This window comes from Brevefilum fermentans, assembly GCF_900184705.1.
GTDB lineage: Bacteria > Chloroflexota > Anaerolineae > Anaerolineales > Anaerolineaceae > Brevifilum > Brevifilum fermentans.
Map to the genome: position 1 here is coordinate 2,494,715 of NZ_LT859958.1, position 25,231 is coordinate 2,519,945.

24 protein-coding genes are annotated in these 25,231 nt (G+C 43.8%); 6 read left to right on the forward strand and 18 right to left on the reverse strand.

Annotation, left to right across the window (positions count from 1 at the left end):
* Positions 1-246 precede the first annotated feature (246 nt).
* Positions 247-1,509, forward strand: coding sequence for a sn-glycerol-1-phosphate dehydrogenase (locus CFX1CAM_RS10950; protein ID WP_087863106.1), 1,263 nt, complete (start codon positions 247-249; stop codon positions 1,507-1,509).
* 152 nt (positions 1,510-1,661) lie between these two features.
* On the opposite strand, the gene CFX1CAM_RS10955 is transcribed toward CFX1CAM_RS10950, so the two are convergent.
* The 13 genes from CFX1CAM_RS10955 to CFX1CAM_RS11020 form a co-directional block, all read right to left on the reverse strand.
* Positions 1,662-2,738 carry an ABC transporter ATP-binding protein gene (locus tag CFX1CAM_RS10955; RefSeq protein ID WP_087863108.1) on the reverse strand — a complete coding sequence of 359 codons (1,077 nt, stop codon included), beginning with the start codon at positions 2,736-2,738 and terminating at the stop codon, positions 1,662-1,664.
* A gap of 22 nt (positions 2,739-2,760) precedes the next feature.
* Positions 2,761-4,479, reverse strand: coding sequence for an ABC transporter permease (locus CFX1CAM_RS10960; RefSeq protein WP_087863110.1), 1,719 nt, complete (start codon positions 4,477-4,479; stop codon positions 2,761-2,763).
* Between the two features lie 86 nt (positions 4,480-4,565).
* The gene (locus CFX1CAM_RS10965) at positions 4,566-5,720 is read right to left on the reverse strand and encodes an ABC transporter substrate-binding protein (RefSeq protein WP_157891874.1); all 1,155 of its coding nucleotides are present in this window, start codon (positions 5,718-5,720) and stop codon (positions 4,566-4,568) included.
* 85 nt (positions 5,721-5,805) lie between these two features.
* Positions 5,806-6,603 carry a sugar phosphate isomerase/epimerase family protein gene (locus tag CFX1CAM_RS10975; RefSeq protein ID WP_087863116.1) on the reverse strand — a complete coding sequence of 266 codons (798 nt, stop codon included), beginning with the start codon at positions 6,601-6,603 and terminating at the stop codon, positions 5,806-5,808.
* The gene (locus CFX1CAM_RS10980) at positions 6,600-7,466 is read right to left on the reverse strand and encodes a PHP domain-containing protein (RefSeq protein ID WP_087863118.1); all 867 of its coding nucleotides are present in this window, start codon (positions 7,464-7,466) and stop codon (positions 6,600-6,602) included. Before CFX1CAM_RS10980 ends, CFX1CAM_RS10975 begins: the two co-directional genes overlap by 4 nt.
* Before the next feature lie 340 nt (positions 7,467-7,806).
* Positions 7,807-8,271, reverse strand: coding sequence for a ribose 5-phosphate isomerase B (gene rpiB, locus CFX1CAM_RS10985; RefSeq protein WP_087863120.1), 465 nt, complete (start codon positions 8,269-8,271; stop codon positions 7,807-7,809).
* A 176-nt stretch (positions 8,272-8,447) separates the two neighbouring features.
* Entirely contained in the window at positions 8,448-9,209 is a 762-nt protein-coding gene (locus CFX1CAM_RS10990; RefSeq protein ID WP_087863122.1) for a sugar phosphate isomerase/epimerase family protein, read from the reverse strand.
* A 54-nt stretch (positions 9,210-9,263) separates the two neighbouring features.
* A complete protein-coding gene (locus CFX1CAM_RS10995; protein WP_157891875.1) occupies positions 9,264-10,040 on the reverse strand; it encodes a sugar phosphate isomerase/epimerase family protein in 777 nt (258 codons plus the stop codon).
* On the reverse strand, positions 10,033-11,127 hold the full coding sequence (locus CFX1CAM_RS11000; RefSeq protein ID WP_087863126.1) for an ABC transporter ATP-binding protein: 1,095 nt from the start codon (positions 11,125-11,127) through the stop codon (positions 10,033-10,035). The genes CFX1CAM_RS10995 and CFX1CAM_RS11000 overlap by 8 nt, the downstream gene beginning before the upstream one ends.
* Positions 11,128-11,134: 7 nt before the next feature.
* Positions 11,135-11,971: a carbohydrate ABC transporter permease gene (locus CFX1CAM_RS11005; protein WP_087863128.1), complete on the reverse strand. Its 837-nt coding sequence runs from the start codon at positions 11,969-11,971 to the stop codon at positions 11,135-11,137.
* Positions 11,961-12,863 carry a carbohydrate ABC transporter permease gene (locus CFX1CAM_RS11010; protein ID WP_087863130.1) on the reverse strand — a complete coding sequence of 301 codons (903 nt, stop codon included), beginning with the start codon at positions 12,861-12,863 and terminating at the stop codon, positions 11,961-11,963. Before CFX1CAM_RS11010 ends, CFX1CAM_RS11005 begins: the two co-directional genes overlap by 11 nt.
* 87 nt (positions 12,864-12,950) lie before the next feature.
* Complete coding sequence (locus CFX1CAM_RS11015; protein WP_157891876.1) at positions 12,951-14,303, reverse strand: ABC transporter substrate-binding protein; 1,353 nt, start codon at positions 14,301-14,303, stop codon at positions 12,951-12,953.
* Positions 14,304-14,635: 332 nt separating this feature from the next.
* A complete protein-coding gene (locus tag CFX1CAM_RS11020; RefSeq protein ID WP_087863134.1) occupies positions 14,636-14,878 on the reverse strand; it encodes a hypothetical protein in 243 nt (80 codons plus the stop codon).
* A 173-nt stretch (positions 14,879-15,051) separates the two neighbouring features.
* Here CFX1CAM_RS11020 and CFX1CAM_RS11025 point away from each other — a divergent pair, with 173 nt between their 5' ends.
* Together CFX1CAM_RS11025 and CFX1CAM_RS11030 are read left to right on the forward strand one after the other, a co-directional pair.
* The gene (locus CFX1CAM_RS11025) at positions 15,052-15,486 is read left to right on the forward strand and encodes a DUF3788 family protein (RefSeq protein ID WP_087863136.1); all 435 of its coding nucleotides are present in this window, start codon (positions 15,052-15,054) and stop codon (positions 15,484-15,486) included.
* 267 nt (positions 15,487-15,753) lie between these two features.
* A complete protein-coding gene (locus CFX1CAM_RS11030) occupies positions 15,754-16,425 on the forward strand; it encodes an MgtC/SapB family protein (protein WP_087863138.1) in 672 nt (223 codons plus the stop codon).
* Positions 16,426-16,525: 100 nt separating this feature from the next.
* Here CFX1CAM_RS11030 and CFX1CAM_RS11035 read toward each other — a convergent pair whose 3' ends face one another.
* Positions 16,526-17,233 (reverse strand): HAD family hydrolase, encoded by a 708-nt coding sequence (locus CFX1CAM_RS11035; protein WP_087863140.1) that lies wholly within the window; start codon positions 17,231-17,233, stop codon positions 16,526-16,528.
* A 135-nt stretch (positions 17,234-17,368) separates the two neighbouring features.
* Between CFX1CAM_RS11035 and glpX the strand changes: the two genes are divergently transcribed.
* Positions 17,369-18,364 carry a class II fructose-bisphosphatase gene (glpX, locus tag CFX1CAM_RS11040; RefSeq protein WP_087863141.1) on the forward strand — a complete coding sequence of 332 codons (996 nt, stop codon included), beginning with the start codon at positions 17,369-17,371 and terminating at the stop codon, positions 18,362-18,364.
* Positions 18,365-18,459: 95 nt separating this feature from the next.
* On the opposite strand, the gene CFX1CAM_RS11045 is transcribed toward glpX, so the two are convergent.
* The 4 genes from CFX1CAM_RS11045 to CFX1CAM_RS11060 all read right to left on the reverse strand — a co-directional run bounded on the left by CFX1CAM_RS11045 (position 18,460) and on the right by CFX1CAM_RS11060 (position 21,506).
* A complete protein-coding gene (locus CFX1CAM_RS11045; protein WP_087863143.1) occupies positions 18,460-19,275 on the reverse strand; it encodes a metal ABC transporter permease in 816 nt (271 codons plus the stop codon).
* The gene (locus CFX1CAM_RS11050; RefSeq protein WP_087863144.1) at positions 19,275-20,060 is read right to left on the reverse strand and encodes a metal ABC transporter ATP-binding protein; all 786 of its coding nucleotides are present in this window, start codon (positions 20,058-20,060) and stop codon (positions 19,275-19,277) included. The genes CFX1CAM_RS11045 and CFX1CAM_RS11050 overlap by 1 nt, the downstream gene beginning before the upstream one ends.
* Positions 20,061-20,146: 86 nt before the next feature.
* On the reverse strand, positions 20,147-21,082 hold the full coding sequence (locus CFX1CAM_RS11055) for a metal ABC transporter solute-binding protein, Zn/Mn family (protein ID WP_157891877.1): 936 nt from the start codon (positions 21,080-21,082) through the stop codon (positions 20,147-20,149).
* Entirely contained in the window at positions 21,069-21,506 is a 438-nt protein-coding gene (locus tag CFX1CAM_RS11060) for a Fur family transcriptional regulator (protein ID WP_087863147.1), read from the reverse strand. Before CFX1CAM_RS11060 ends, CFX1CAM_RS11055 begins: the two co-directional genes overlap by 14 nt.
* Before the next feature lie 255 nt (positions 21,507-21,761).
* Here CFX1CAM_RS11060 and dnaG point away from each other — a divergent pair, with 255 nt between their 5' ends.
* Both dnaG and CFX1CAM_RS11710 read left to right on the forward strand, forming a co-directional pair.
* Positions 21,762-23,672: a DNA primase gene (dnaG, locus tag CFX1CAM_RS11065; protein ID WP_087863149.1), complete on the forward strand. Its 1,911-nt coding sequence runs from the start codon at positions 21,762-21,764 to the stop codon at positions 23,670-23,672.
* Between the two features lie 96 nt (positions 23,673-23,768).
* The gene (locus tag CFX1CAM_RS11710; protein WP_087863151.1) at positions 23,769-25,199 is read left to right on the forward strand and encodes a sigma-70 family RNA polymerase sigma factor; all 1,431 of its coding nucleotides are present in this window, start codon (positions 23,769-23,771) and stop codon (positions 25,197-25,199) included.
* Positions 25,200-25,231: the final 32 nt, after the last annotated feature.

The following is a 25,231-nucleotide window of genomic DNA, read 5'->3' on the forward strand; positions in this document are numbered from 1 at the left end:
CTGGACCTGTTTTTTAATGATTTCCAGTTCACAGTAAATTAAATGTTTATTCTGGCGCCTTTTTGTGCAATTTATCGCTTGAGCGGAGCAGGCGATATTTTAACAATCATCAGAATATGAGATTGTCCAAAGTTTTTTAAATAACTTTGACAGTGATACTTTAAAATTGCTACTCATGCTTTTTGTAGCAATTCTTTCGATATTTTCATGTGACAAGGAATATTTCAGTAAAAAATTAGGAGCCTAATGCAAACAAAATACCCTTTTATTTATATTGGCAGTGATACTTTAGAAGCTTTAAGTTCTTATTGCTCTAAACAGAAGCTGGATTGTTTCACTTTAGTCACAGATCAAAACATCTACCCTCGATGGGGCGAGCCAGTTCAAAAAACTTTACGGGATCTTGGTTTTAATGTGCAATCAATTATCCTTGAAGGTGACCCTATAACTCCAGATGAAAATTATTTAATAAAAATATTATTAATAACGAATGATGCGCCGTGTACTTACCTAGCGGTAGGTTCGGGCACAATTACGGATATGGTTCGTTTCGTAGCCGATCGTACACAATCGGCCTTTATTTCCCTGCCATCTGCCCCGTCAATGGATGGATATGCATCTTCGGGGAGTTCGTTAACAATTCAGGGATTGAAACAAACGGTTATCGCCCGTCCACCAATTGCTATTTTTGCTGACCTACCAACATTATCAAAGGCACCCCGCGACATGATTGCGGCTGGTTTTGGTGATGTTTTTGGCAAATTTACAGCGCTAGCAGATTGGGCAATGGGAAACCTAACAATTCGTGATCCTTATGACCCCAATTTGGCAGGACGTGTTTCGAAACGCTTAGAGCAGAGTGTCAAATTAATCGATCATCTTGAAGATGCTTGGGAGCAAAACATTTATGCATTGACCGATGCTTTATTGGACGTAGGCTTGTGTATGTTGGAGATGGGAAATTCGCGTCCTGCGTCGGGCTCAGAACATTCATGTTCACATTACTGGGAGATGAAATTGCTACGAGAAGGGCGACCGGCAATTTACCACGGGACCAAGGTAGGCATCGCTTCTATGTTGATGGCAGAACGTTATGAATGGATTAAGAAAATTGACATTGATGAAGTTAATAGGCGTTTGGCGTCTACACCAATGCCAATTTTGGAAGATGAGATCAGCACAATCCGTAATGTGTATGGCTCTATAGCCGATGACATCATTCGCTCACAAAAGATCTATCTTGAAATGACTCCCGAAGAGTACCATAAAGTTCAGGAACGAATCAGTTCCCACTGGCCCGATATTCAAGCTCTGGCGCGTTCTGTCCCTTCACCTGAAGAAATGGGTCGATTGTTGCACAAAGCAGGATTGCCAGTGGAACCTGAAGAGATTAACCTTACAAAAGAAGATGTTAAAGAAGCCCTTTATTATGGTCACTACTTAAGAAACCCATTCACAATCATTAAACTTCTGCGTATGTTGGGCATTGACGTCGTTACCGGCGAGTAATTCAACCAGTCTGGCAATTAAACGAAAAATCGTAATTTCGGTCAGGTTAGTTGCACCTGTTATTTTTTTTGACATGAGTGCCTGGCACGTCAAAGATGAAAAACCTTATCGGTTTTTCTTGACGAACCTGGAAAAAATAAAAGTTGATAATTTTATTTCTTTAATATAATCGGGTTCGAAAAAGTAAGTTTGACCTCTTGCCCGTTTTCCAATTCAGCATAGATTCCAATATTTGCCCGAATTTCGATAGGGCCTAACTTCAACAAACAATCGCTTTTGTCTCCCAAGTAATTTTGTCTGACAAGTACAGCTCGCGTACCTCCTTGGTCGAAAGGCAAAATTTCCACATCTTCAGTCCTTACCATCATAATGGCTTCTTCACCTAGATTAAACATATTCGGTATAACGGGAACGTCCAAAAAGTGATCTGATGATCCATCTAATAGTTTTACTCGCGCGTGGTCACTTGTAATTGCATCCACGATGCACGGGATGAAATTAGCCAAACCAATAAACCCTGCTACAAATTGACTGTTAGGTTTCTGGTAAATTTCTCTGGGTGAACCAATTTGTTTTATAAAACCATCTTGCATCACTACAATGCGATCGGACATTGACATGGCCTCAGTCTGGTCATGAGTTACATAAAATACTGTCATTGATAAGCGCTTTTGTAACTCTACAATTTCAAAACGCATACTTTCACGTAATTTTGCATCAAGGTTAGATAAAGGCTCATCCAATAGCAATACTTTAGGTTCCATGACCAAAGCTCGTGCCAAAGCAACCCTCTGCTGTTGACCACCTGAAAGTTGATCTGGCATGCGATCTTCAAAGCCACTTAATTTGACCAGATTCAAAACTTCTGAAACCTTCTGTCGCACCTCGGTTTGACTAAATTTCTTAAACTTTAATGGGTAAGCCACATTTTTAAATACATTCATATGAGGCCAAACAGCATAAGATTGAAAGACCATACCCATATCACGCTGTTCAGGGGCTAGAGATATTTTCTTGTCTGTAGAAAAAATTGGTTTGCCGTCCAATAAGATGCTACCAGTTGTTGGCTCTGTAAAACCTGCAACCATGCGTAAGGTTGTGGTCTTTCCACATCCTGATGGACCAAGCAAGGTTAGAAATTCACCATCTGCTATTTTTATATTGAAATCTTGTACAACCGTAACTTTATTGTAAGATTTAGAAATATTGCTAAGTTCTAATTGTGCCATAATTAATTGTCCTTAATAAGAATTAGAATCCCATCTGATTTTTTGTAACTTTGTTAGTTATAAAGTTGAGTGTCAAAACAATCAGAGTAACCATAAACGCTAACGCAGCTGTCATTAAGACTTTTCCTTCCTGGTGCAAGCCAAAAACGACTGTTCCTAGAGTTTCGTTGCCGACTGAGAACAATAAGATAGAAAGGGTCAACTCTGTCAAAGCAGGAATAAAAGCCATAAACCAGCCTGCAAAAACATTCGTTTTGATTAGTGGGATGACAATATCCTTAAAAGCTGTAATAAAATTGGCGCCCGACATTCGAGCGGCTTCTTCCAAAGATACATGTACTTGCTCGAAGGCGGCACTTATTGACCTGATACCCAAAGTTAAAAACCTAGTAATATAGCCAATAACAATGATCCATATCGTGTTGTATATTGAGATGCCTATAAGCGGCAAAGGTTTTAGAAAAGCTAGGATCAAAGCCAGAGCAACTACGGTTCCTGGTATTGCATAAGGCAAGAGAGTGATCGTTTCAATTAACTGACTCCCCTTTACGCGAACACGCACGAGCAAGTAAGAAAGAATTAAAGAAATTATAACAATCACAGTCGCCGAACCGGCCGCCATAAGCAAGCTGTTTCTTATCGCTCGTTTTACTTTTGCCACACCAACGACAACTTGAATGTAATTGTTTAAGGTCAGGTTGTCGGCTGTAAGTGGGATGCCAATGACACGCGTGATTGATGTGAGAAAGATCGCTGTCAGTGGTGCGATAACCGTTCCGATGACCATAATAGACAAAAAAGTGACGGCAAGAGGCTTCCACTTACCCAAAGCAACGAGCTGTGGCTGTGAGCTTTTTCCGCTGATGATCGAAAAACTTTTACCCTTTTGTAATAAACGTTGCAAGCTCATCATAATTGTTGCGATGACCACCAGAAGCATCGACAAGCCAGCCGCGAGCGCCAAATTATTGGCTTTGTCATAATTTAATATGGTCAGGAAAATTTTAGTCGTCATGACATAATACCGAGCTGGCATTCCAATGACTGCTGGAATCCCGAAGTTGGCCATCATTGACATGAAAATAAGCAAAAACGCTCCACCAATACTCGGAATCATCAAAGGTATAACAATATCTCGCAAAGTGCGCCCAATTGAGGCTCCAGATATACGTGCCGCCTCTTCTAATGAGGGATTCATCTGTCGAAGTGGTCCTAGTGTCATCATATAGGCAATTGGATAACTATAAAAAGCCATGACAAAGATTATGCCCCACTTGCTGTAAATTTTTATTAACGGCCGGATCGTTCCACTGATTGCTATCCAGAGTTTATTGATGTAACCTACTGGCCCAACTAAATAAACCCAGGCTATTGCTCCAATGAATGGTGGTATCAAGTAAGGAACAATCAATAAGGTTTGCCAGAAACGCTTATAAGGGATATCTGTTCGTGCTAATAACCAAGCAACAAGCACGCCAATGATTGTGGCTCCAATACTACCCAAACTCGACACAAACAATGTGTTTTTTAGTGCTAAATACGTGCTGGAATCACTCAGTAGCTCACCGTAATTTTGAAATGAAAATTGCTTATTTGCGGTTAGGCTGGTTTTTATGAGCGTCCAAGATGGGAAAATGATCAGAGCTAATAGAAGGACAAAAATGATAATGCCCAAAAAGAAGATGGTCGATTGAATTAATCGACTACGGTCAACCTGTTTTTTTGATGTTGCTGTTTTCATTCCCACATCCACTTGTCCTATCGTTTAATTCAGTTATTAGTTGAGGAGGGTAATTGATTACCCTCCTCTTGTTTTTGGTTATTATATTATTCTACTGGAGCACCAAAAAGCCGTTCAAACTCACTCCGGATCAGGTCGCGGTTTGCAGCAATGTATTCGAAATCAGGCATTAAGACTTTGAAATCGGCCATATCGGGAACACCAGCAGGTGGCTCGACACCATCAATGACACTGACATAACCTTGCTTCACAAAAAGTTTTTGAGCACTATCAGTGAACATGTAATCCATAAAGGCTTTTGCAGCATTAGGATTTTTTGTGGAGCTTAGAATACCAATAGGCGTTGGAATTAAAAGTGCGCCTTCTTCTGGCCAGATGTGTTCCACAGGCGAGCCCTCGTTCTTGACATCCCTTGCCATGAAGTCGACAACCTGTACAATAGCAAATTCGCCGGATGCCACTTTGGCTTGCACGCCACCATTAGCTCGTTCAACAACAACCCCATTATCGTTGAGTGCCTCATAATACTCCCAGCCAAAACCAGGCATATTAGCAAAGGTACCTACGTGATTAAAGGCTGCGCCAGAATATAATGCGCTTGGCATACCAACCATGCCAGCATATTGTGGGTCTAAAAGATCTTTCCAGCTGGTTGGTGGAGTTTTAACCAAAGTGGTATTGTAGGCAATGATATTGAAGATGAAACGAACTTCTTGGTAACGATCGCCATTATAGTGAAACATCTCGTCAACGACATCACTCCCAGCAGGTCGGTAGACCAAGAATAAATCTTCGTCAGCTAACTTATCGAAGAAATCAATATCGGCAAACCAAATGAGGTCAGCCTGAATCTCTCCAGCTTCTTTTTCTGCCTGGATTTTGGCGATCACTTCACCTGAACCCGAGCGGAAAACATCCACAGTGACATCTGGATAGAGTTTGTTAAAGTCAGCCACCATTTCAGCGACTTTGCCCTCCGGTTCAGAGGTGTAAAGAGTGATGGTGCCAGAAGCAGGTTCAACAATCTCTTCGACTTCTTCGATGACTTCTTCAACAACTTCTTCGACTTTTTCGACGACTTCTTCGACGACTTCTTCGACTTTTTCGACGACTTCTTCCACAGGTTGTTCTACCGCAGGTTGTTCTACTGCAGGTTCTTCAGGCTTTGCAACCTCTTTGGGAGTACAGGCGGCTAATACGACCATAAGGATGGTTAAAGCTATTAGTAATTTGTTTTTCATCTTATTCCTCTCAAAAAAAATTAAATGTGTTTTTTTATACAATCTTGATGATAATGTTGATTTTCTTTGATTTGACGACCTCCTTTCATGTTTCCCTAATTAAGTTCATCCACCTATCAAATTGAAGTTTGTTTTTTGCCGCCAGCTGAGGCGTGCGTTCAAATTCCAATCCTTCAATCACAATCGGTAATGTACATTTGATATTGTTCAAGTGTTGTAAAAACTGATCTAGTTCACGGGTCCCCTCGCCCAAAGGTAAATGGTATTTAGTTTTGCTACAATCACTAAGGTGGATGTGTCCAACTCGAGGCATTGCCTGAAAATAATCAATCAGCCCTATGTTATATGGAACGTGGGCAGCATCAAAGGTGATGTTAAAAGAAGGGGAAGTGATATGCTCCAGAATGTAAGTTGCATCTTGCGGCTGAATAAAAAACTCCCTGGGGATATGTTCCATAACCTCTAATGAGAGTGTTACGTCCACACTTTCAGCATAATCAACCAACTTTTGAGTACCTTCAATTAATAAAGGCCAGTTTGCTTCAGGTGTATCATTTGGCACTGTAATTCGTCCCGGGTGGACAACTACGGTTTTAGCACCTAAATCACGAGATAAGGCGATGCTTTTTTGAAGGGCTTGGAGAGAAGCTTCTCGAATATCGGGTAAACGTGAACAATAATTAAGATCCCAGCTAAGGGCGTGCACCGTTATTAGCGCTTCATATTGCTCAGCCAGCCTAGACAGTTTTCCTATGTCTTCTCGGGTTCGCTCTAAATGAAAATGCCAGATCTCAACACCGTCGTACCCTAAATCGCGCATCATCGGAATAACTTCAGCTAGTTTGTAATCAAAAAGGAGGGTTGATGCACCGAGGAGAATCATTTGACCGCCTTAATCTTATATGTATGCCAAGCTTCTTGCACTTTGTCAACGAGAGTTTCCATTACTTGGATTGGAGTCACTACACTACCCAGCATCTTGTTTTTATTTCGATTTGGACCATGATAATCGCTACCGCAGCTCACGATCACATTATAGTCATTTGCTATTGCCAGATACTTGTCCTGTTGCTCCTTGGTATGATAAGCATAATATGCTTCTAAACCTTCTGCACCCTGGTTCAGGAGGTCGTGCACAATAGAATCGTCACCGATTAATCCCGGATGAGCAATAATCGGCACACCGCCAGCGGATTTAATATGTTTTATTGCAACCTCTGGTTTGAGAGGATCCCGTTTTGCATAAGCCGGGGCGCCAAAACCGATTAGGCGAGCATAAGCATCTTTCTGGCTCGATGCATACCCATTCTCGATTAGTGCTTGGGCTATATGAGGTCTTGCGATCACACCGCCAGCAATCTCGCGCACTCTTTCATAGGTAATGTTGAATCCCAACTCAATGAGCTTTGAAACCATTTCCGTTGCTCTTCGGATCCGCTCACCTTGACGATACTCAACCATATTAATAAAGGTTGGATCTTCAATGTCGACAAAATAGCCAAGTATATCAACCTCAACACCGCTGGCATCTGTATTCAGCTCTACACCATGTAAAAAATAAATTCCAAACTCTTTTGCTTTTGCAGATCCATCAGGTAAACCAGCGATTGTATCGTGATCGGTAATCGCCATCGCAATTAGACCCAATTGTTTGGCTAGCGTGACGAGTTCGGTTGGCGTTAATGTCCCATCAGAAGCAGTAGTGTGGGCATGAAAGTCAAATAAGGGTGTTGGTATTGTGTTCATTTTCTGTAACTTAGATTAGTTTAGGTTCTGTGGACAATCGTATAATAAAATAACATAGTAATTATAACACATATGTGAATTAAAAATCACAAATGTAATAATACCATGTAAATTTAAAATTTGGAAATGAATTTTTGCAATCACTTTAAATAATAAGATGAGCCATCGATACAAGCTATAAACCACACATGTCGATGGCTAATCTCATTTCAGCATTGATAGCTATGCGATAATCGGGAAGAACGGCTTGGATACTTTTAGTGATCCAAAATAAACAGCTCTTCTCCTATTTAATGAGTATCGTCACCTGCTTACGCGATGACACCTTGTCCATGATCGCTTATTCTAATTTTCGATACCGTTCATCCAGTTGTTTTATCTTATTAACTTTTTGGGTAGAACCGCCTCCACCAAACTCGGAGACCAACCAGGCCTCGATGATTTTCTTCGCCAGTTCTTTGCCAATAACCAGCGCCCCTAATGTAATTACCTGGGCATCATTGCTTTTTCGTGCACGTTCAGCGGAATAAACATCATGTGCTTGTGCCGCTCGCACACCTGGCACCTTATTTGCTGTGAGTGCCATACCAATTCCAGTACCGCAAATTAGAATCCCACGCTCACAATTTTTCGAGGCGACTTCCAAGGCTACCTTTTCAGCGATATCAGGGTAGTCAACAGGATTGGCATCGAAAACACCTACATCAACGATCTCAACCTTAACAGTCCCCTGTGTTTCGAGGAACTCCTTGATGGTGTTTTTTAATTCAAGTCCAAGGTGGTCTGATCCAATGGCAATTTTCATTTTTCCTCCATTGAGAACTAATTCTAACTTACTTTTGTTTCGACAACCTTACTTATTAATGATTAGGCAACCAAAAGCAAATCAATTTTTGCTCACCAAGTTGATATCAATCGATTACTCCCTGTTTGAGCAGAAAAATTCATCGTAAGGTTGAACTTCCTATAAATAAACGATAATTATAAATAGCTTTCTACAAGGGCTATATTTTCAATGATTGAATCCATTGGACCATACATATATTCAAGAACTAAGCGCGCATTAGGAGAATTTTGCTTATAATCTAAGAAAAACTGGTTCCAATCAAGAGGGCCCTCACCAACTTTTAAATGCGAGTCAGCATCCCCGAAATTTTCATGGACGTGATAAGCACGTATGCGAGTGCCTAAATCGCTGAGTAATTTAGAAATGTCCCAGCCATGTAGCATTGCATGTCCAATATCAATCAGAAAGTTAATGTCTTCAACCGAAGCGAAATACTTAACGAAATCGTCCTGCTGAAAAACAAGTTCTGGAAATGGCATGTTTTCAACCAGTAATTCAACACCTTCAGATTTAGCTATTTCATTGAGGATAACGACCCGTTCTAAAGCCAGTTTTTGTCCATCTTCTAAAACAAACCCTTCATAATCTGGCATTGGCCCGTGAGGGTGACATACACAATGGACAGCATTATATTGATTACAGATATCATAGCTCAATTTGTAGGTTTCCAAAACGTCATTCCAATTACATTCTTTTGAAGCCAGGTTTATCTGACAAAAGGGTCCGTGGACGCTTAATTTTCCAGTTCTTCCATTCATTAATTCTGCTAAATGGTATTTCCAGTAATAATTGTTACCGTACTCGGCAAAAATTTCAATACCGTATTGTTTTGGGAGGTCTTTCATGTTAATAATTGAATAACCTAAATAGGGTAAGTGACTGACGATAATATCCATTTTTTCTCCAATCGTTTGTTGTTAAATAATGAAGAGTTTATTTCCTTGTGATGCTTATTCAGCCAATAAATTACTGATCATGTTTGCATTTTCAACAATCTCTTCAGTTGTTACATTTAAGTACTCTAATACAAGGCGGGCGTCTGGGCAGAATTTTTTATAAGCTTTTATGAATTCTTTGTAATCGAAGACGCCATCGCCCACTTTCATGTGAACATCAGCTTGGTTTAAACCATAATTATCATTAATATGGAAAGCATCTATCTTCGAGCCTAAAATCTCTAAAACTGTAGGGATATCCCAGCCTTTAATTAGACAGTGACCAACGTCAATTATTGAACCAACGCTGGGAATTTGTTTAAACAGGTCAAAATAGTCTTCTTGGCCAAAAACTGTGTAAGCATAAGGAAGGTTTTCCACCAATAAATTGACATTTTCTTTTAAAGCTAGTTCAGCAATAGTGTTAATATTTTCTAGGCATCTTGCCTTTCTTGTTTCTGCATCTTCTTTTTGCGGTTCGAGAATTTGTCCATGAGGGTGAAGTACAACATGTCTAGCACCATAGGTGTTGTAGTAGTCAAATGTCCATTTATAGTTCTCAACAACCTGATCCATCTCACAATTTGGGGAAGCAAGATTCATATACAAAAAGGGGCCATGGATACTAAATTGGCTTGGACGGTCAATCAGCAATTCTTTAAGAGCATGCCGCCAAACAAAATCATTCGCATTTTCAATAAGAACTTCTATTCCTAGCTCTCGTGGAAGGTTAACCATATTTACGATATTAAAAGCAAGGTAAGCAGAAGAGCTTACAAGTATATTATTCATTTGTCTCCTCATTCTTCAATTTTGATGGGTAACCAATATTCTCGTCAGTATCACTATCAAAGAAGTGAACTTTGTCCCAAGGAATATTCATATAGATCACATTCGAAATTGTTTCATCAGGGTCTGAAGTAGCCATCAATTGATCTTTTCCAACTGCAAACGAGTAACATTTACGGTTGCCATGATTCTCTGTATAACCTATCTTAAGTTGTTTATCACCTCTCGAATTATTGAGTACGACATGTTCAGGCCTGATACCAAATTTAACTTTTGTGCGATTACCAACTAACTCAATCCAATATGGGGGAATCTTAATACGGGTGTTGTCCAATATCATGTCATGTCCATCGATAATAACTTCAATAATGTTCATGCTGGGCGAGCCGATAAACTTAGCTACAAAAACATTTTTTGGCATTTTGTAGATAGCATCTGGTGAATCGAGTTGTTGAATAACGCCTTTATTTAGCACGACAATTTGATGGCCTATTGTCATGGCTTCCACTTGGTCGTGAGTTACATAAACAAAAGTTGGGCTATATACTTCGTGTATTTTAATTAATTCCGCTCTTGCATTTGTTCGTAACTGAGCATCTAAGTTTGATAATGGCTCATCAAGCAATAAATACGGCGCTTTTTTAACCAAGGCTCGACAAAGTGCTACGCGTTGTCTTTGCCCACCTGATAATTCTTTAGGATAACGTTTTATATAGGGCGTTAACTCAAGGATATTTAACGCCCAATACAAACGTTCTTGCTGGTCCTTTTTGTCGACTTTCGCCACTTGCATACCAAATAGGATATTATCTTCAATTGTCATATGCGGATAAAGCGCATAATTTTGAAACACCATTGAAACATTGCGGTCGCCAGGTTCGACATCATTGACCTTTTTTCCTCCCATGAAAAGATCACCTGCAGTGATTGATTCAAGGCCTGAAATCATACGCAAGATTGTTGTTTTACCACAACCAGATGGTCCGAGAAGGACCAATCGAATGCCTGATGGAATATTTAAATTCAGACCGTTGATAACTTCAACATGACCATAGCTTTTATGTACATTTACAAAATCGATACTTTTCATTGGCGCTTTACTCCTTAAGGCCGGATTGCAAAAATGTGCTGATAATTTGTCTTTGAGAAATTAGGTACAAAAACAAAGGAACGATTGTAGCAATTGTTGCGAGGGCCATCGACGATCCCCATGCGCTTCCGCCCTCACTGTTTAAAAAATAATGCAAAGCAATTGTAACGGTTGATTTTTCACGCGACTTAAGAATTAGCATTGGCCAAATGAACTCATTCCATGAGTTAATGAAAAAGATGATGCTCATTGCTACAATCGATGATCTTACCAAAGGTATCACAATTCTGAGCAATGTAGTGAAGTGATTTACTTTTTCAATTCGAGCCGACTCTACCAACGATTTGGGGATTTGTCGCATCGCCTGGCGAATACGAAATATACCCATGGCGTCAGCTAATTGGGGCAATGCAACGCCAACAAGTTTGTTCATTAAGCCTAATTTATTAATTGTCAAATAGTTAGGAATCATAATGACTGAAAAAGGAACAAACATCGTAAGTGTAAAGATATAAAAAATCACTTCCTTGTACTTAAGATCCATAAAAACAAGCGCATAACTGGTTAAAACACTGGTGATTACTTTAGCAATTGTCACAATAGATGCGATGACCAGAGAATTGAGGATGAAACTTACAACAGGATGTTTTGAGAAAACAGCATTGAAATTAACAAGTGTTGGCGATGATGGGAGAATGTGCAAACCAGACGAGAACAACTCAACATTAGTTTTGAACGAAGCAGAAACCATAAATACCAAAGGGTAGAGCGTGATGAAAATCATCGCCAATAATAACAAGTGCCATAGCACCTGTTTAAAAATGCGCGGGTTTTTAATTAGCATAGAACACTCTCCTGTCGACAATTTTTTGAATAATGATTATGATCAAGAACATCACCATCGATACTAACGCGTATGCAGAAGCCTGTCCGGATTGGAAAAACTTAAACCCAAATTGATAAACTATATACACCAAGTTTGAGCTATGCTGATTTGGTCCGCCAACAGTTAACATGTGGATAGGCGTAAAAACATACTGAAGACCAAACACAAAAGTAATGATAAAAACATACAAGGCAGCTGACGAAGTTAATGGACGTACGATACGCCAAAAAATTAGCCAATCAGAGGCTTTTTCAATTTTTGCGGCTTGAATTAACTCATCCGGAACATCAAGAATCGCTCCAATGAAAATGATCAGATTAAAGCCAAAGCAACGCCAAGCAGTAATAATGCTAAGAGCGACCAGTACATAATAAGGAGTATTAAACCAATTTGGAGCTTTTATCCCTACAATTTTTAATAACTCAGTTAATGGACCCCCTAACGGAGTCAGCAACCACATAAATATGATCGAAGCAACGGCTAGGGAGAGTAAGCTGGGAAAGAAAAAAATTGATCGATAAAAATGGTTGCCTGACCTAATCAGTTGAGCCAATATATAAGCAATTAAGTAAGGTATAACAAAGTTTAGCACTAGCATGATCAGAACATAGATCACTGTGTTTTGCAGGATTAACGGGAATTGAGGGTCTTTAAATATGGTTTGGAAGTTTCTCAGCCCAACAAAAACCTTGTTTGGCGAAACCATATTCCATTGAAGAGTACTCAAATAAATGTTATGAATGATGGGCCAAACCATAAATATAGCATAGATGATAATTACCGGGAAAAGGTAAAGTAGGGGTTCAAATTTCTTATATTGAAACTTCTTCAATCCTCGAAAAATGTTCATAATTTATCTTGCCTCTTTTGCGTCCATCGATGAAAATTCCATACTGCTGGAAGGCTTTCCAGCAGTATGGAGAAATTGGGATTCAAATTACTGGTTTAACAGCGTGTTGATCTTAGATTCTGCATCGTCTACAGCTGTTTGAACATCATCGAAGTTGGAAAGTATCGCATCTCTCATATCAACAAGATATTGATCAACTTGGAGACCGTTAGGGCCAGGCCAAGATGTCCAAGGAACTGCATCGCTCAAAAGTTGTTTGTAGGCTATGGACGCCATTGGGTTAGAATCTAGCCATTCCTTAATTTCAACTGATTCAACTGCTGTTTTTGTTGGTGGAAGGTAGCCAGTTCCCTGAGTCCACAGAGCAATTGATTCTGGTTTAAAGATGAACTTAAGCCATTCCCAGCTTGCTAGAATGTCATCTTCATTTTCAGCAACAATAACTAAAAGATTACCGCCAATGCATACTTTGCGGTCTTTATCGCCCCATGTCGGATGGTATGTGGCGCGGACATCAAACTCTGTGTTTTCCATCAGATAGTTAATTCGCCCTGAGGTTGTAATCATCATTCCAACCGTGCCGCCTGCAAAAGCACCCACGCCCTCTTCAAGGGGTACGTGAATATTTAGCCCATCAGAAGTCATTTCTTGGATGAAAGTCCATGCTTCAATAGTTTCTGGTGTGTTGAATGCTGCTGCATAAGTACCATCAGCATTGATTTGATACATTTCATCAAGGCCGTTAGAGAGCATTATTGGTATTACATTATAAGTATCTGTAGGTGCTTGCAAATACAGACCATATAATCCAGTCTTCTCTTTAATGGCTTCAGCGGCTGCTCTAACTTCATCCCATGTTGCAGGTGGGTTGTCAGGATCGAGTCCCGCTTCTCTGAAGAGGTCCGCATTGTAATACAGCAGTGGGGTACTTACTGAATAAGGCATTCCCAGAGTTCTACCGCTAATAGATGTTCCCAGAGCTAAAACGGCTTCAGAGTAAATTTCATCTAAGAAACCAGCATCTTCAGGAGCATATTTTTCAATAACAGTTTGAGGGTCGGTAAATTGCGGAAAGTTATCAGCGAAATAATTCAAATATACATAACCTACTTGAACAACGCCTGGATAAATCCCCGCAGCAAGTGACGCCTGCAAGTTTTGTGCAACGCCAGTATAAACATCAGGGATGAATTTCTCAACCACAGTAATATTTTTGCCATTAGTTGCGTTGAATTCTTCAATTAACTGGCGGATAGCGGGCAAACCAAAGGTCTCGTTATTGATGTGCCAATACTCAATTGTTACTGCTGGCCACTCTTTTTCTGTTTCGGGAGCGTCAGGTTCGACGGGGGCTTCAGCTGGTTTTCCACTGCATGCTGCAACAGTTAGCAGTGCAATTAAAACCACTAATAAAAGCAAGTGTTTTTTTGTTTTCAACATTCTCATTGTCTCCTTTTAAGTTATAGTAAAAAACGATGTGGGTATGAATTATGAATTTTATCCGACTTATACGCTTTCCTTTCTATCTTCACTTCTCTTTTTACAAATGAGGTAACTATAACAGGTTTAACTTTTTAAGGGAGAGCCTGAAACGAAATTACCGCATAAATTAGTTCGTAATAACACACTTTGATATTTGGTAGCGTGGGCATGTAATTCAAATAAAGAAGTTGCTATCATGTTCATTTCCTGTAACTTGGATTAGCTTAGCGAGATTCTGCGAGCCAATTATCAAATAAGTTAACGATTTGATTATAACACATATGTGAATTTCAAATCACAAATGCTATAGTACCATAGAATTGAAAAATTTGGGAACGAATTCTCACAGTTACCTTAAAAAATGGTCGGAGAGCCATCTGTGCTTTTTCTAAGTTAAACATGTAGCTGGCTAATCTCATTCCAGCATTGATCGATGTGCCACAATTAGGATGAATGGCTTGAAAATCCATGGCGCTCCAAAATAAGTGGTCGGCTTCGATCTCGCCTGGATTTTCAGTTCTAAAAGCACGCATTAAGCTGCTCAAAGCCGGTGTAAAAGGATGTGTGCTTTACGGTGATGTCTCCGCTATGTTGCAGCCTAGAACAGATTTCGACCTGTATTAAGATACAATCAAGTACCAAGTGTGCATAGAACCCTTGAGATGTTGACTGGATTTTATTTAAACGCAGGCTGAGTTTCATAAAAATGACGGATGAGCGATTGCTGGATCGAAATAATCCCCCTGAACCCGAACTGATTCGCCAGCTGATTGGCGATGAGGCTTTCTCTCTTTGGGAACAGGTCAATCAATATTTACAAAAGCAATATCCGGACTTTCAGGGCGGTATGACGTATTACAATGCCCAGCGCGGCTGGGGGCAGGATTATCGCAAAGGTGCACAACGCTTGTGTATGCTGTTTCCAGAGCGGGGCGGCTTGACCGCCTTTCTTACCCTCAGTCAGGACGGTGAAGAAGCAGCCCAAGCTAGGATCCGTTACTTCAATGCTCGCCTGCGCACTTTGTTAAATCAGCCCTCAGCTTTACCCCAGGGACGTTGGCTGTGGATGCGCCTTGAGGACTATACGGATTTGGTGAGTTTGAAATTATTGCTTGAGATCACTTCCAGCTATCCGAAGTGAAAACAATTCAAATCGCATAATGAGTAAAAACTTGATTCTTCATTGACAGATTAAAATAATTGGGGAATCTCACATATCCGTATGTCAATAATGATCCGTTGTTGTCAGTTCATTAAGGTTGAGGGTAGAATCAAGGTTCAGGTCGGCCTCGTTGTTTCTTTTTCAGGCCGGCACAATTATTAAATAAGCGATCAATAACCGAGTTAGCACGTTCTGGGTGATCTCAATCTTATCGCTTATCGTTTTCATTGTTGGAGGATAAAACCGATGATGGTTTCTGAAAAACAAATCATCTTAAGAATACTGGTAGGGGCAATCCTGGGTGGCGTGATTGGCTTTGAGCGTGAGCGGCACGATCAACCCGCCGGGCTTCGCACCCACATGATCCTGGTGATTGGCGCCACCCTGGCCATGATTCTATCGGTTAATTTAGGCCATATCTATGCCCGGGAAAATTTACCCTTTGATCCAGCACGCCTTGCCGCACAGGTGATCTCTGGAATTGGTTTTCTGGGTGCTGGTGCAATCCTGCGTTACGGCAATAACGTCAAAGGCTTAACGACTGCGACTTCCCTGTGGACCATGGCAATTGTTGGTCTGGCAGTGGGCGCAGGCTATTACCTGGTTTCCGTGGTCGCTACTGCGCTCATGCTGGGCGTTCTATCACTTTTGCATGTTATTGAGAACCGCTATGTTCGCACGTCTGTTGCACGGTTTATTCAAATTGAAGCTGAGTACCGAAAGGGACTGGTCAAGACGGTCAGGAAAATCATCTTTGACCACGCAGAAAAGATGTTAAGTTTTAATGCTCAAAAAAATATTAAAAATTTCCGTCTGCACATTCAGGCTTTGGCTCGCTTCGCAAACGATGAACCTTTAGAAGAATTGATCGATTCCCTTTACGAAATTGACGGGGTTGATAGTATTAAAATCGAGTAAATCCGGCCTTTAACTTCAGCACATTCTTTAGCCCCGATATAATTCGAAAGCTCCCGATCGTTGGCGTTTTGAAAAGTTGAGATCAGCTAAGGCAAATTGCTCAAGGGGTGCCGTCAAGCCTGGCAATCAGATCCAGAAGCTGCCCCATATGTTCCAATACATAATACCCATCATGCGTGGTGTCAAAGCTCGGTATATTTTCGTGTTCCCAGGTGGATTCCGCTGGGATATGAATGGCTCGACATCCTAATGTCAGAACCGGGTGAATGTCAGAGCGGATGGTGTTGCCAATCATCAGAAAGTTTTTCGGATTGATGTGGTGCTTTTCGAAGATGCTGGCATAAGTCTCCACTGATTTTTCGTTCACAACTTCAATCGATGAAAAATAATCCCCGATACCGGAGCGCTTCACCTTGGTTATCTGGTCTAAAAGATCGCCCTTGGTGATAATCATCAGCGGATACGAAGCGACCAGCCTTTGCAGCGTCTGCTGGACATGGGGCTTTAAGACAATCTCTTCAGCGAGCATCCTTTTGCCTATGGACAAAATTTGCAAAACCTGATGTGCCGGGAGCTCACCCTGGGAGACGTGGATGGCGGCTTCAATAAGCGAGAGAATAAAGGCTTTGATACCATAGCCGTAATCGGATAGGTTGCTGAGGATCATCTGGTCAATCACCTCGCTGACCTGATCTGCTTTTCCCCACGGGCTAAGGATCTGTTTAAGGTCCTCCTGCGCCTTAAGGTAGTGGACCTCGGTATACCAGAGGGTGTCATCGGCATCAAAGCCTATCATCTCGATGTTCATTAAATCTCCTCACAGACGGTCTTTAGAGCCTATTATACTGGCTTCACACGGTTAGTGAACGGCGCTGACGTCTGAGCCGAGTCGTAGCAGGATTTGATATAATGGACTCAAGATATGCAGACGAAAGGATGGCATATGGAAAACCTCACAACGCAAAAACCAACCCGGAATATTGCCCTGGAACTCGTTCGAGTTACAGAGGGAGCCGCAATGGCAGCCGCGCGCCACTTTGGTCGCGGATCAAAAATCGAGGCTGATAAGGCAGCAGTGGATGCGATGCGCTTTTTGTTGAATGAGATCGATCTGGATGGAACGATCATCATCGGTGAGGGTGAGAAAGACAAGGCGCCGATGCTCTATAATGGCGAGAAGGTCGGCACCGGCGAGCTGCCTGTATTGGATATGGCGGTTGACCCTGTGGAAGGCACAGAATTGGTTGCCAAAGGCATGCCAAATGCGATTGCCACCATAGCGGCTGCCCCGCCAGGGACCATGTTTAACCCGGGCCCGATGTTTTACATGTCAAAAATTGCCGTCGGTTATGAAGCCAGGGACGTGATTGATATTTACGCTCCCGTGAAAGACAACCTCAACAAAATTGCGCATGCCAAGGGTATGGACATCGATGAATTAACTGTGGTGATTCTGGACCGCCCCCGGCATAAGCGTTTGATCCATGAGGTGCGCGATTGTGGCGCACGGATCCGTTTGATTCCCGACGGCGATGTAGCCGGTGCCCTGATGACTGCCTGGCCGGGAACTGGAATCGATGTCCTGATGGGCGTTGGCGGAACGCCCGAGGCTGTGCTGGCTGCCTGTGGCTTAGGCGCAATGCGGGGCACGATGCAGGGCATTCTCTGGCCGCGCAATGTTGAAGACCGCCGGCTGGCAAAAGCTGCTGGCATTGATTTAACACGTGTCCTGACCCTGGACGACCTGGTTTCCTCAAATGACACCTTTTTTGTCGCCACTGGTATTTCCGACGGAACGCTTTTGGATGGTGTCAATTACTCCGGGGATTTTGTCCGCACCCACAGCCTGGTGACGCGCGGTCTGACCCACACGGTGCGCGAGATTGTTTCCCACCATCATCTGGATACCCTTCAAAAAATCAGCCCGATTGCCTATTAGGTGTGGTTAATTGCGAGTGGTAAGAGGGAAACCGGTATGAATCTGTCTTCTTAGGTGATTTGATTAAAATAAAATAAACCACGAACAGAATTATTTTAAGCTGGGCAACGTCGGCAAGATTTGTGGATCAGCAACGCACTCAAATAGCTTATTCCGGCAATCAAGATGATGGTCGCACCTGAGGTCAGGTTGAAAAAATAAGAGAGCAACAAACCGCCGGTTGTGAATACCAGGCTCAGGACCATTGCCAACCACATGATGTGTTTCATATGGTTAAGAAATAGAGAACCAATTGCGGCAGGGACGGTCAGCAAGGCGATGATCATAATCAAACCGACCACCCGCATCAGCATCACGACTGCCAATCCAATCATTGCCACCAGAGCGATGTAAAGCAAATCCACAGGCAGATTACGCACCCGGGCAAAGGATTCATCAAATGCGACGGCTTGCAATTCCTTGTAAAAGAGGATTACGAAACCGAGCACTAAAAGATTTACCCCCAGCATCATCCACAGGTCCGTATGGGTAACCGCCAAAATGCTGCCAAAAAGGTAGCTCATCAAATCTGCTTTGTAACCTGGGGTCATATCAGCGAAAATGATCCCAATTGCCATGCCGATAGCCCACATAACACCGATCAGGGTGTCCTGACGCTGTCGGGTTTGACGCTGGACATAACCCATTAAAAAAGATGCAACCAAACTGAAAGCTACTGCCCCTAAGATTGGGTTCACGCCCAGGTAGAAAGCCAATCCCACACCGCCATAGGCAGTGTGAGCCACCCCACCGGAAATAAATACCATCCGTTTGAGGACCACCAGAGTACCAATAATCCCGCAGGTCAGGCTTACCAGAACCCCGGCTATCAGCGCGTTGCGCATAAAGCTATAGCTGAGTAATTCTGCCATTAATTCCCTCCTTTGTGTTCAGCTAACACCCGGTGGGGCAGCCCATGGGCGATCAGATCAACCGGGCAACCATAGGTCGATTGAAGCATTTCATCGGTGATCTGTTTTTCACCATGATAATGTAATTTTCGGTTCAGGCAACCGATGGTCTTAACATAGCTTGAGATCACATTTAAATCATGGGTCACCAGGAAAATCGTTACGCCGTCCTGGTTGATCTTATGCAGCAGCTCGTAAATTTGGGTGCGGGCTTCGATATCCACACTGATGGTGGGTTCATCCAAAACAAGCAGTGTGGGGTTGGTCGTGAGGGCTCGGGCGATGTATACCCGCTGACGCTGTCCACCAGAAAGTTCGCGGATGGCTCGGTCTTGATATTCGAGCATCCCCACCCAGTCAAGACGTTCGTCGACCACCCGGTCATCTTCGGTAGAATACGGTTTAAAAAGGCGCTGACTGCTCAGGCGCCCCATTCGGACCACGTCGCGAACTGAAATTGGGAATTCTGCATCGTATTCAGCAAATTGGGGCACATACCCGATTCGCCGGCGACCCTTTTCGGGCGTCTCGCCCATGACCGTGATGCTGCCACTTTTCGGCTGAAGCAAACCGAGTAAGACCCTGAGTAAGGTCGTCTTACCACCGCCATTGGGGCCAATCAACCCAATAAAGTCATCCTGTTCAATGGTTAGATTGATATCTTCAAGTACGACCTCGTACTGATACCCGGCGTAAAGATTTTTTATTTCAACTAAGGGTTGTGAATTTTTAAATATGTCATTCATGATAGTTATTTTATGTCTTCCATTTAATTGATCTCAATATGTATTTGTCATGACAATGCGACCTAAAACCTGGCGATTGATCCACATTATTTTTCTAAGGCGGCGGCGAAAGCTTCTGCAACACCTTCCAGGTTATTTAACCAGTCATGTGCCAATGGGTCTACAATGGCAACCTCAGCGTTGATCTCTGCAGCAATAGCTTGTGCGATGGCGGTACTATACGTCGGCTGAATGAAGATCACGCGGATGTTTTTTTTCCTGGAGGTGGCAATGAGCGCTGCCAAGTCGCTGGCGCTGGGCTCCTGACCGCCGACCTGAACAGGGATCTGTTCAAGCTGGTATTGATTGGCAAAATAGCCCCAGGCAGGATGAAACACCACAAAAGCTTTCCCCATATTTCCAGAAAGCAAACCTTCAATTTTTTCATCCAATGCGACGATATCAGCAAGCAGGGCGTCGTAATTCGACTGTAAGGCGTCTGCATGCTCAGGCAGCAGGGTCTGCAGGGCTTTAAAAATAGTACTGGCGATGATTTTCCCATTGGCGGGCGCCAGCCAAACGTGGGGGTCAAGGCCTTTTTCTCCTGAAGGGTCGGTTTTCTCGAGATCGGTTTCTTGACCAGCATGATCATGCGGGCTGATCAGGGGAATGCGTTGAATACCGGCAGCACTATCGACAAAGGTTATTTGAGGGTTAGTTTCCCGCAAGCGCGGCAGCCAGGCGTCTTCATATTCGGTTCCAATGGTGAAAAATAGCTGTGAATGACTCAGCGCGCGCATCTGGTCGGGCTTGGGTTCATAAGTATGTGGGTCTTCACCCGGACCAACCATCACATTGACCGCAACAAAATCACCGCCGATGCGCTCGACAAAATAAGCCTGGGGCAAAATACTGACGGTGACCTGCAGGCGACCATCATCACTCGGCCCCTGGCTGGGCTCTGGCTGACAGGCGACCAGGAACAAGATGGATAACAAGACCAGCCCGAGTTTCCAAAGGCTTGTTTTCTTATTCCTGATCATGGTTTTCGGTTCTCCTTTGACATTCGGGACAAACACCGGAAAACTGGAGCAGATGTTCATTGATTTTAAAGCCGGTTTCTAATTCTATTGAGGCAAGCAGGGTTGAAAGGTCTTCCACTCCGCTGAATTCGACTGCTGCGCCACAATGTTGACAGACCAGGTGATGGTAATGTCCGGGCGATGCCAGTACATACCCCTGGCAATCATTGTGACCATGCACACGCCGCACCAACCCAAGTTCAGCCAGCAGATCCAAGGTGCGGTAGACAGATACCAGGCTGATTTCTTCTTTGGCATCCAATGAACACTGGTGAATGGTCTGTGGCGAAAGCGGAATGTTTGCTTGTTCTAACAACGAGATGATCACCCGGCGTGGATGTGTCAGTCTGAGCCCTTCCTGATTGAGCTTTTCTTGCCAATCCATAATGTTTCCTTATTGAAAATCTTTTTCAATAAGGATTCTACCGAAGAGAAAATCGATAGTCAAGTGGTTGATTTTAGATTTGGAATTAGCTGATCAGGAATTAAGAAAAAGAGACGCTGTTACAAGGGAGCAGAAAACAGGATTTGATGGTTTTATGGGCAGCGTTTGTTATCTTGAACGCTTTTCCCAATTTCTGGAATCACTTTCTTGCCTTTTATTCTTCATTTTCCCTTATAATTTAGGTAGGATAAGCTTATGAGCGTCGTTGATGAGATTAAGGGAAGGCTGGATATTGTTGATATCGTCTCCGAGACGGTGAAATTGCGTCACTCGGGGAAGAATTACACCGGTTTTTGCCCCTTTCACCACAACACAAAAACACCCGCTTTTGCTGTATTTCCCGATTCTCAATCCTGGCGGTGCTTTGGGCAGTGCAACGAGGGCGGGGATATCTTCAGTTTTGTGATGAAGCGCGAGGGTTGGGATTTCCCTGAAACCCTGCGCTACCTGGCAGAACGCGCGGGCGTTACGCTGCAGGAGTTCACCCCCGAGGAGCAGGAACAGGTCGAAGAGAACGAGCATCTGCGGGAGGTTCTCAGCATGGCAGTGACTTTCTTCCAGCATCAATTGCGCAACACCGCCGCGGGGAAGGCAGCCCTGGATTATCTCTATGCTCGCAAACTGACGGACGAAACCATCAATGCATTTGCACTGGGGTATGCACCCGCTTCCTGGGATGCCCTCACCAATTATTTGACCTCACGCCAGATCTCCCTCGACGCTCTGATCAAAGCCGGCCTGGTCTCTGAGCGGGAGGAGGGCGGCGTATACGATCGTTTCAGACACCGCCTGGTGATTCCCATTCGCGACCACCAGGGGCGCATGACGGGCTTTGGTGGACGTGTGCTGCGCCCGGATGATATCCCCAAATATCTCAACTCACCCACAACTGCCGTTTTTGACAAGGGTCGTTTGTTGTTCGGTTTGGATACAGCCCGCAGGGAGATTCGTTTACAGGACCAGGTCGTGATCGTTGAAGGTTACCTGGATGTGATCGGCCCTTACCAGGCTGGCTTTAAAAACTGCGTCTCCCCCATGGGCACTGCCCTGACCGAAGACCAGTTCCGCCTGATCAAACGCTATTCGCGCCGGATTATCCTAGCGCTTGACCCGGATGCTGCCGGGCAGCAGGCGACCTTACGCGGGCTGGAGACGGCTCGTCAGTCCCTGGAGCGCGAAGGTGAACTATTTTTCGATTCTCGCGGCTTGATGGGAATTGAAGGACGGCTCAAGGCAGATATCCGGATAACGACGCTCCCGGAAGGCCGCGACCCGGATGAAATTGCACTGGAGGACCCCGACCGCTGGGCGCAGATCATCAAAGACGCCAAACCCGTGGTGATCCACGTGATGGAAACCCTGGCACAGCGGGAGGACTTCGATGACCCCAAAGCCAAGGAGGAGATCGCCGCGCAGGTTTTGCCGTTGATTGAAGACGTGAGGGGCAGTGTTGAGCGAGAGGCTTACCGCCAGCGCCTGGCACGCTTGTTAAAAGTCGACGAACGCGCCCTGGTCACGCGCCCCGCTGGAAGACCTGCACGCAGACGAGGAACATACCGACCTGCCCCCGAAGATCCTGTGATCATAACCAAAGCTTTCCTGACGCCCCATCGTCAGCTTGAACAAGCCTGTCTGCTGGCATTGCTTTCAGATCCAACCCTGCTTAACTATATCGATCGGGCTTTCAGGAGTTTTGAGTTAGCCTGTATCCATGTTGATGATTTCTCAGACACTGACCACAGAGAAATCTTTAAACTTTTAAAGGAATCGATCGATCAAGAAGCGGAAGAGCCACTGAACTTTATCCACGAGCGTTTATCTGCCGAGATGAAAGAGGCATTCACCGAAAACACGCCCGAAGAGACTTACCCGGACTGGCGCCTTCAACCGACGGACCCAAAATTAGAAGCATTGGTACGAACCTTTATTCGTCTACGGCGGGTTCGGATTGACGAAGGTCTGGATCAACTGGTTTTCCTCCAGACCCAGGAGCGGGATGAATCCGGTGAATTTTCCATTGATGTAAAAAAGACAGCCCTGGAGTATATCCAGGTTCGGGCAAAACTTGACCATGCTTTACAACAATCCTTTGCCAGGGCAAAGTAATTGTCAATTTACGGGTGTTACAAATGAAATAAGGGTTGTTATTGGGATTGTTTTCCTTGTTAATTTTGATCGGAGTGCACTCCTAACCAAATTGCTATGACCACAAATGATTCAGAAACAACCGGTAACGAGAAGCATGATGAGCTTCCTGGCAGTGATGCGTTATCCAGCGCGCTGAATGATCCCGTCAGATTGTATATGCGCGAAATTGGGCATTTCAATCTGCTTGACGCTGATGACGAATTCTGGCTTGCCAGTCGAATGAAAGCGCAGGGTCTGGTTGAAACACTGGCTGGTCAGCTTGACAAAGCAACGCAGGGTGAGATAACGGCATTAATGCGGTTAATCTTTGACGAAATCCTGGCGATCAATCGCCAGCTCAAAAAACAGGTCAGGAAAAGCCAGGTCAATATGCCAGATTTAAGCCGCATGGCGCTGGAAGCTCAAAGGCTGAGGCTTACCTGGCAACTGGATGAACCCTCATATATGCGCAACTTTTTTAACACTGAGTTCTGGGAACCGGAAAAAAAGGACAGGGCATTAATCGATCAGATATTCAAGTTGTACCTGTGTTTCTATGTGTTGCCGCCTGCACTCCTGGAAAAAATGAGGGACTTCCTGTCACAAAAAGCGAGGCTGCCAGGTCAGGCATTCTTTGAAAACAACCTTCCGGGGGATGAAGCACTGCGAGAGAATTTCACTCAAATTGATTTACTGAACGGTGAAGCTCACCAGGTCTTAACCCTGGCGAACCTGCGCCTGGTAGTCAGTGTGGCAAAGCGCTATATGAACCGGGGGATCCCCTTACTGGACATGGTTCAGGAAGGGAATTTGGGCTTGCTACGAGCGGTAAAAAAATTTGATCCCATCCTGGGCTATAAATTCAGCACCTATGCGACCTGGTGGATCCGGCAGTCAATCAGTCGTCATATTGCGATGCAAGCCCGCACCATCCGCATCCCGGTACATATGTATGAAATGATTTCGCGTGTTTTGCGCATTCAGCAAGGTTTAACCCAGAAATTGGGACGCGAGCCAACCCTTGAAGAGATTGCTGTTGAGTCAGAATTTCTCGATACAACCATGGCATTATCCATTCAACAAGCGCTGGCTGATGATACTCCATTGAACACCGTGCAAATTGCAGCCCTGGAAGATGCAATTCTTAAGATTCAACATGTTCTTAAAATTGCCGAAGAACCGCTTTCGTTAGAAAAACCGGTCGGTGATGAGGATGACAGCACCCTGGCAGATTTCATTGAAGATCAGGCAGTGATGATGCCCATGGATGAAGCCGAAAAGGAAATTTTGAGAGAGCAGATCAACAACTCATTATCTTCATTATCTGAACGCGAGCGGGAGGTGTTGGAATTGCGCTATGGATTGATCGATGGTCGGGAACGCAGCCTGGAGGAGCTTAGCCAGCAGTTCAACGTGACGCGCGAACGCATCCGCCAAATCGAAGCCAAAGCATTGCGCAAGCTGCGCCATCCAAGCCGCAGCAGCGACCTGCGCGAGTTTCTATAGCCAGTGAAGGTCTTTTCCCACGAATATGAAGC

Coding starts and splice junctions, on each gene's coding strand:
- CFX1CAM_RS10950 (WP_087863106.1), top strand. CDS start 247: ATGCAAACAAAATACCCTTTTATTTATATTGGCAGTGATACTTTAGAA.
- CFX1CAM_RS10955 (WP_087863108.1), bottom strand. CDS start 2,738: ATGGCACAATTAGAACTTAGCAATATTTCTAAATCTTACAATAAAGTT.
- CFX1CAM_RS10960 (WP_087863110.1), bottom strand. CDS start 4,479: ATGAAAACAGCAACATCAAAAAAACAGGTTGACCGTAGTCGATTAATT.
- CFX1CAM_RS10965 (WP_157891874.1), bottom strand. CDS start 5,720: ATGAAAAACAAATTACTAATAGCTTTAACCATCCTTATGGTCGTATTA.
- CFX1CAM_RS10975 (WP_087863116.1), bottom strand. CDS start 6,603: ATGATTCTCCTCGGTGCATCAACCCTCCTTTTTGATTACAAACTAGCT.
- CFX1CAM_RS10980 (WP_087863118.1), bottom strand. CDS start 7,466: ATGAACACAATACCAACACCCTTATTTGACTTTCATGCCCACACTACT.
- rpiB (WP_087863120.1), bottom strand. CDS start 8,271: ATGAAAATTGCCATTGGATCAGACCACCTTGGACTTGAATTAAAAAAC.
- CFX1CAM_RS10990 (WP_087863122.1), bottom strand. CDS start 9,209: ATGGATATTATCGTCAGTCACTTACCCTATTTAGGTTATTCAATTATT.
- CFX1CAM_RS10995 (WP_157891875.1), bottom strand. CDS start 10,040: ATGAATAATATACTTGTAAGCTCTTCTGCTTACCTTGCTTTTAATATC.
- CFX1CAM_RS11000 (WP_087863126.1), bottom strand. CDS start 11,127: ATGAAAAGTATCGATTTTGTAAATGTACATAAAAGCTATGGTCATGTT.
- CFX1CAM_RS11005 (WP_087863128.1), bottom strand. CDS start 11,971: ATGCTAATTAAAAACCCGCGCATTTTTAAACAGGTGCTATGGCACTTG.
- CFX1CAM_RS11010 (WP_087863130.1), bottom strand. CDS start 12,863: ATGAACATTTTTCGAGGATTGAAGAAGTTTCAATATAAGAAATTTGAA.
- CFX1CAM_RS11015 (WP_157891876.1), bottom strand. CDS start 14,303: ATGTTGAAAACAAAAAAACACTTGCTTTTATTAGTGGTTTTAATTGCA.
- CFX1CAM_RS11020 (WP_087863134.1), bottom strand. CDS start 14,878: ATGCGTGCTTTTAGAACTGAAAATCCAGGCGAGATCGAAGCCGACCAC.
- CFX1CAM_RS11025 (WP_087863136.1), top strand. CDS start 15,052: ATGACGGATGAGCGATTGCTGGATCGAAATAATCCCCCTGAACCCGAA.
- CFX1CAM_RS11030 (WP_087863138.1), top strand. CDS start 15,754: ATGATGGTTTCTGAAAAACAAATCATCTTAAGAATACTGGTAGGGGCA.
- CFX1CAM_RS11035 (WP_087863140.1), bottom strand. CDS start 17,233: ATGAACATCGAGATGATAGGCTTTGATGCCGATGACACCCTCTGGTAT.
- glpX (WP_087863141.1), top strand. CDS start 17,369: ATGGAAAACCTCACAACGCAAAAACCAACCCGGAATATTGCCCTGGAA.
- CFX1CAM_RS11045 (WP_087863143.1), bottom strand. CDS start 19,275: ATGGCAGAATTACTCAGCTATAGCTTTATGCGCAACGCGCTGATAGCC.
- CFX1CAM_RS11050 (WP_087863144.1), bottom strand. CDS start 20,060: ATGAATGACATATTTAAAAATTCACAACCCTTAGTTGAAATAAAAAAT.
- CFX1CAM_RS11055 (WP_157891877.1), bottom strand. CDS start 21,082: ATGATCAGGAATAAGAAAACAAGCCTTTGGAAACTCGGGCTGGTCTTG.
- CFX1CAM_RS11060 (WP_087863147.1), bottom strand. CDS start 21,506: ATGGATTGGCAAGAAAAGCTCAATCAGGAAGGGCTCAGACTGACACAT.
- dnaG (WP_087863149.1), top strand. CDS start 21,762: ATGAGCGTCGTTGATGAGATTAAGGGAAGGCTGGATATTGTTGATATC.
- CFX1CAM_RS11710 (WP_087863151.1), top strand. CDS start 23,769: ATGACCACAAATGATTCAGAAACAACCGGTAACGAGAAGCATGATGAG.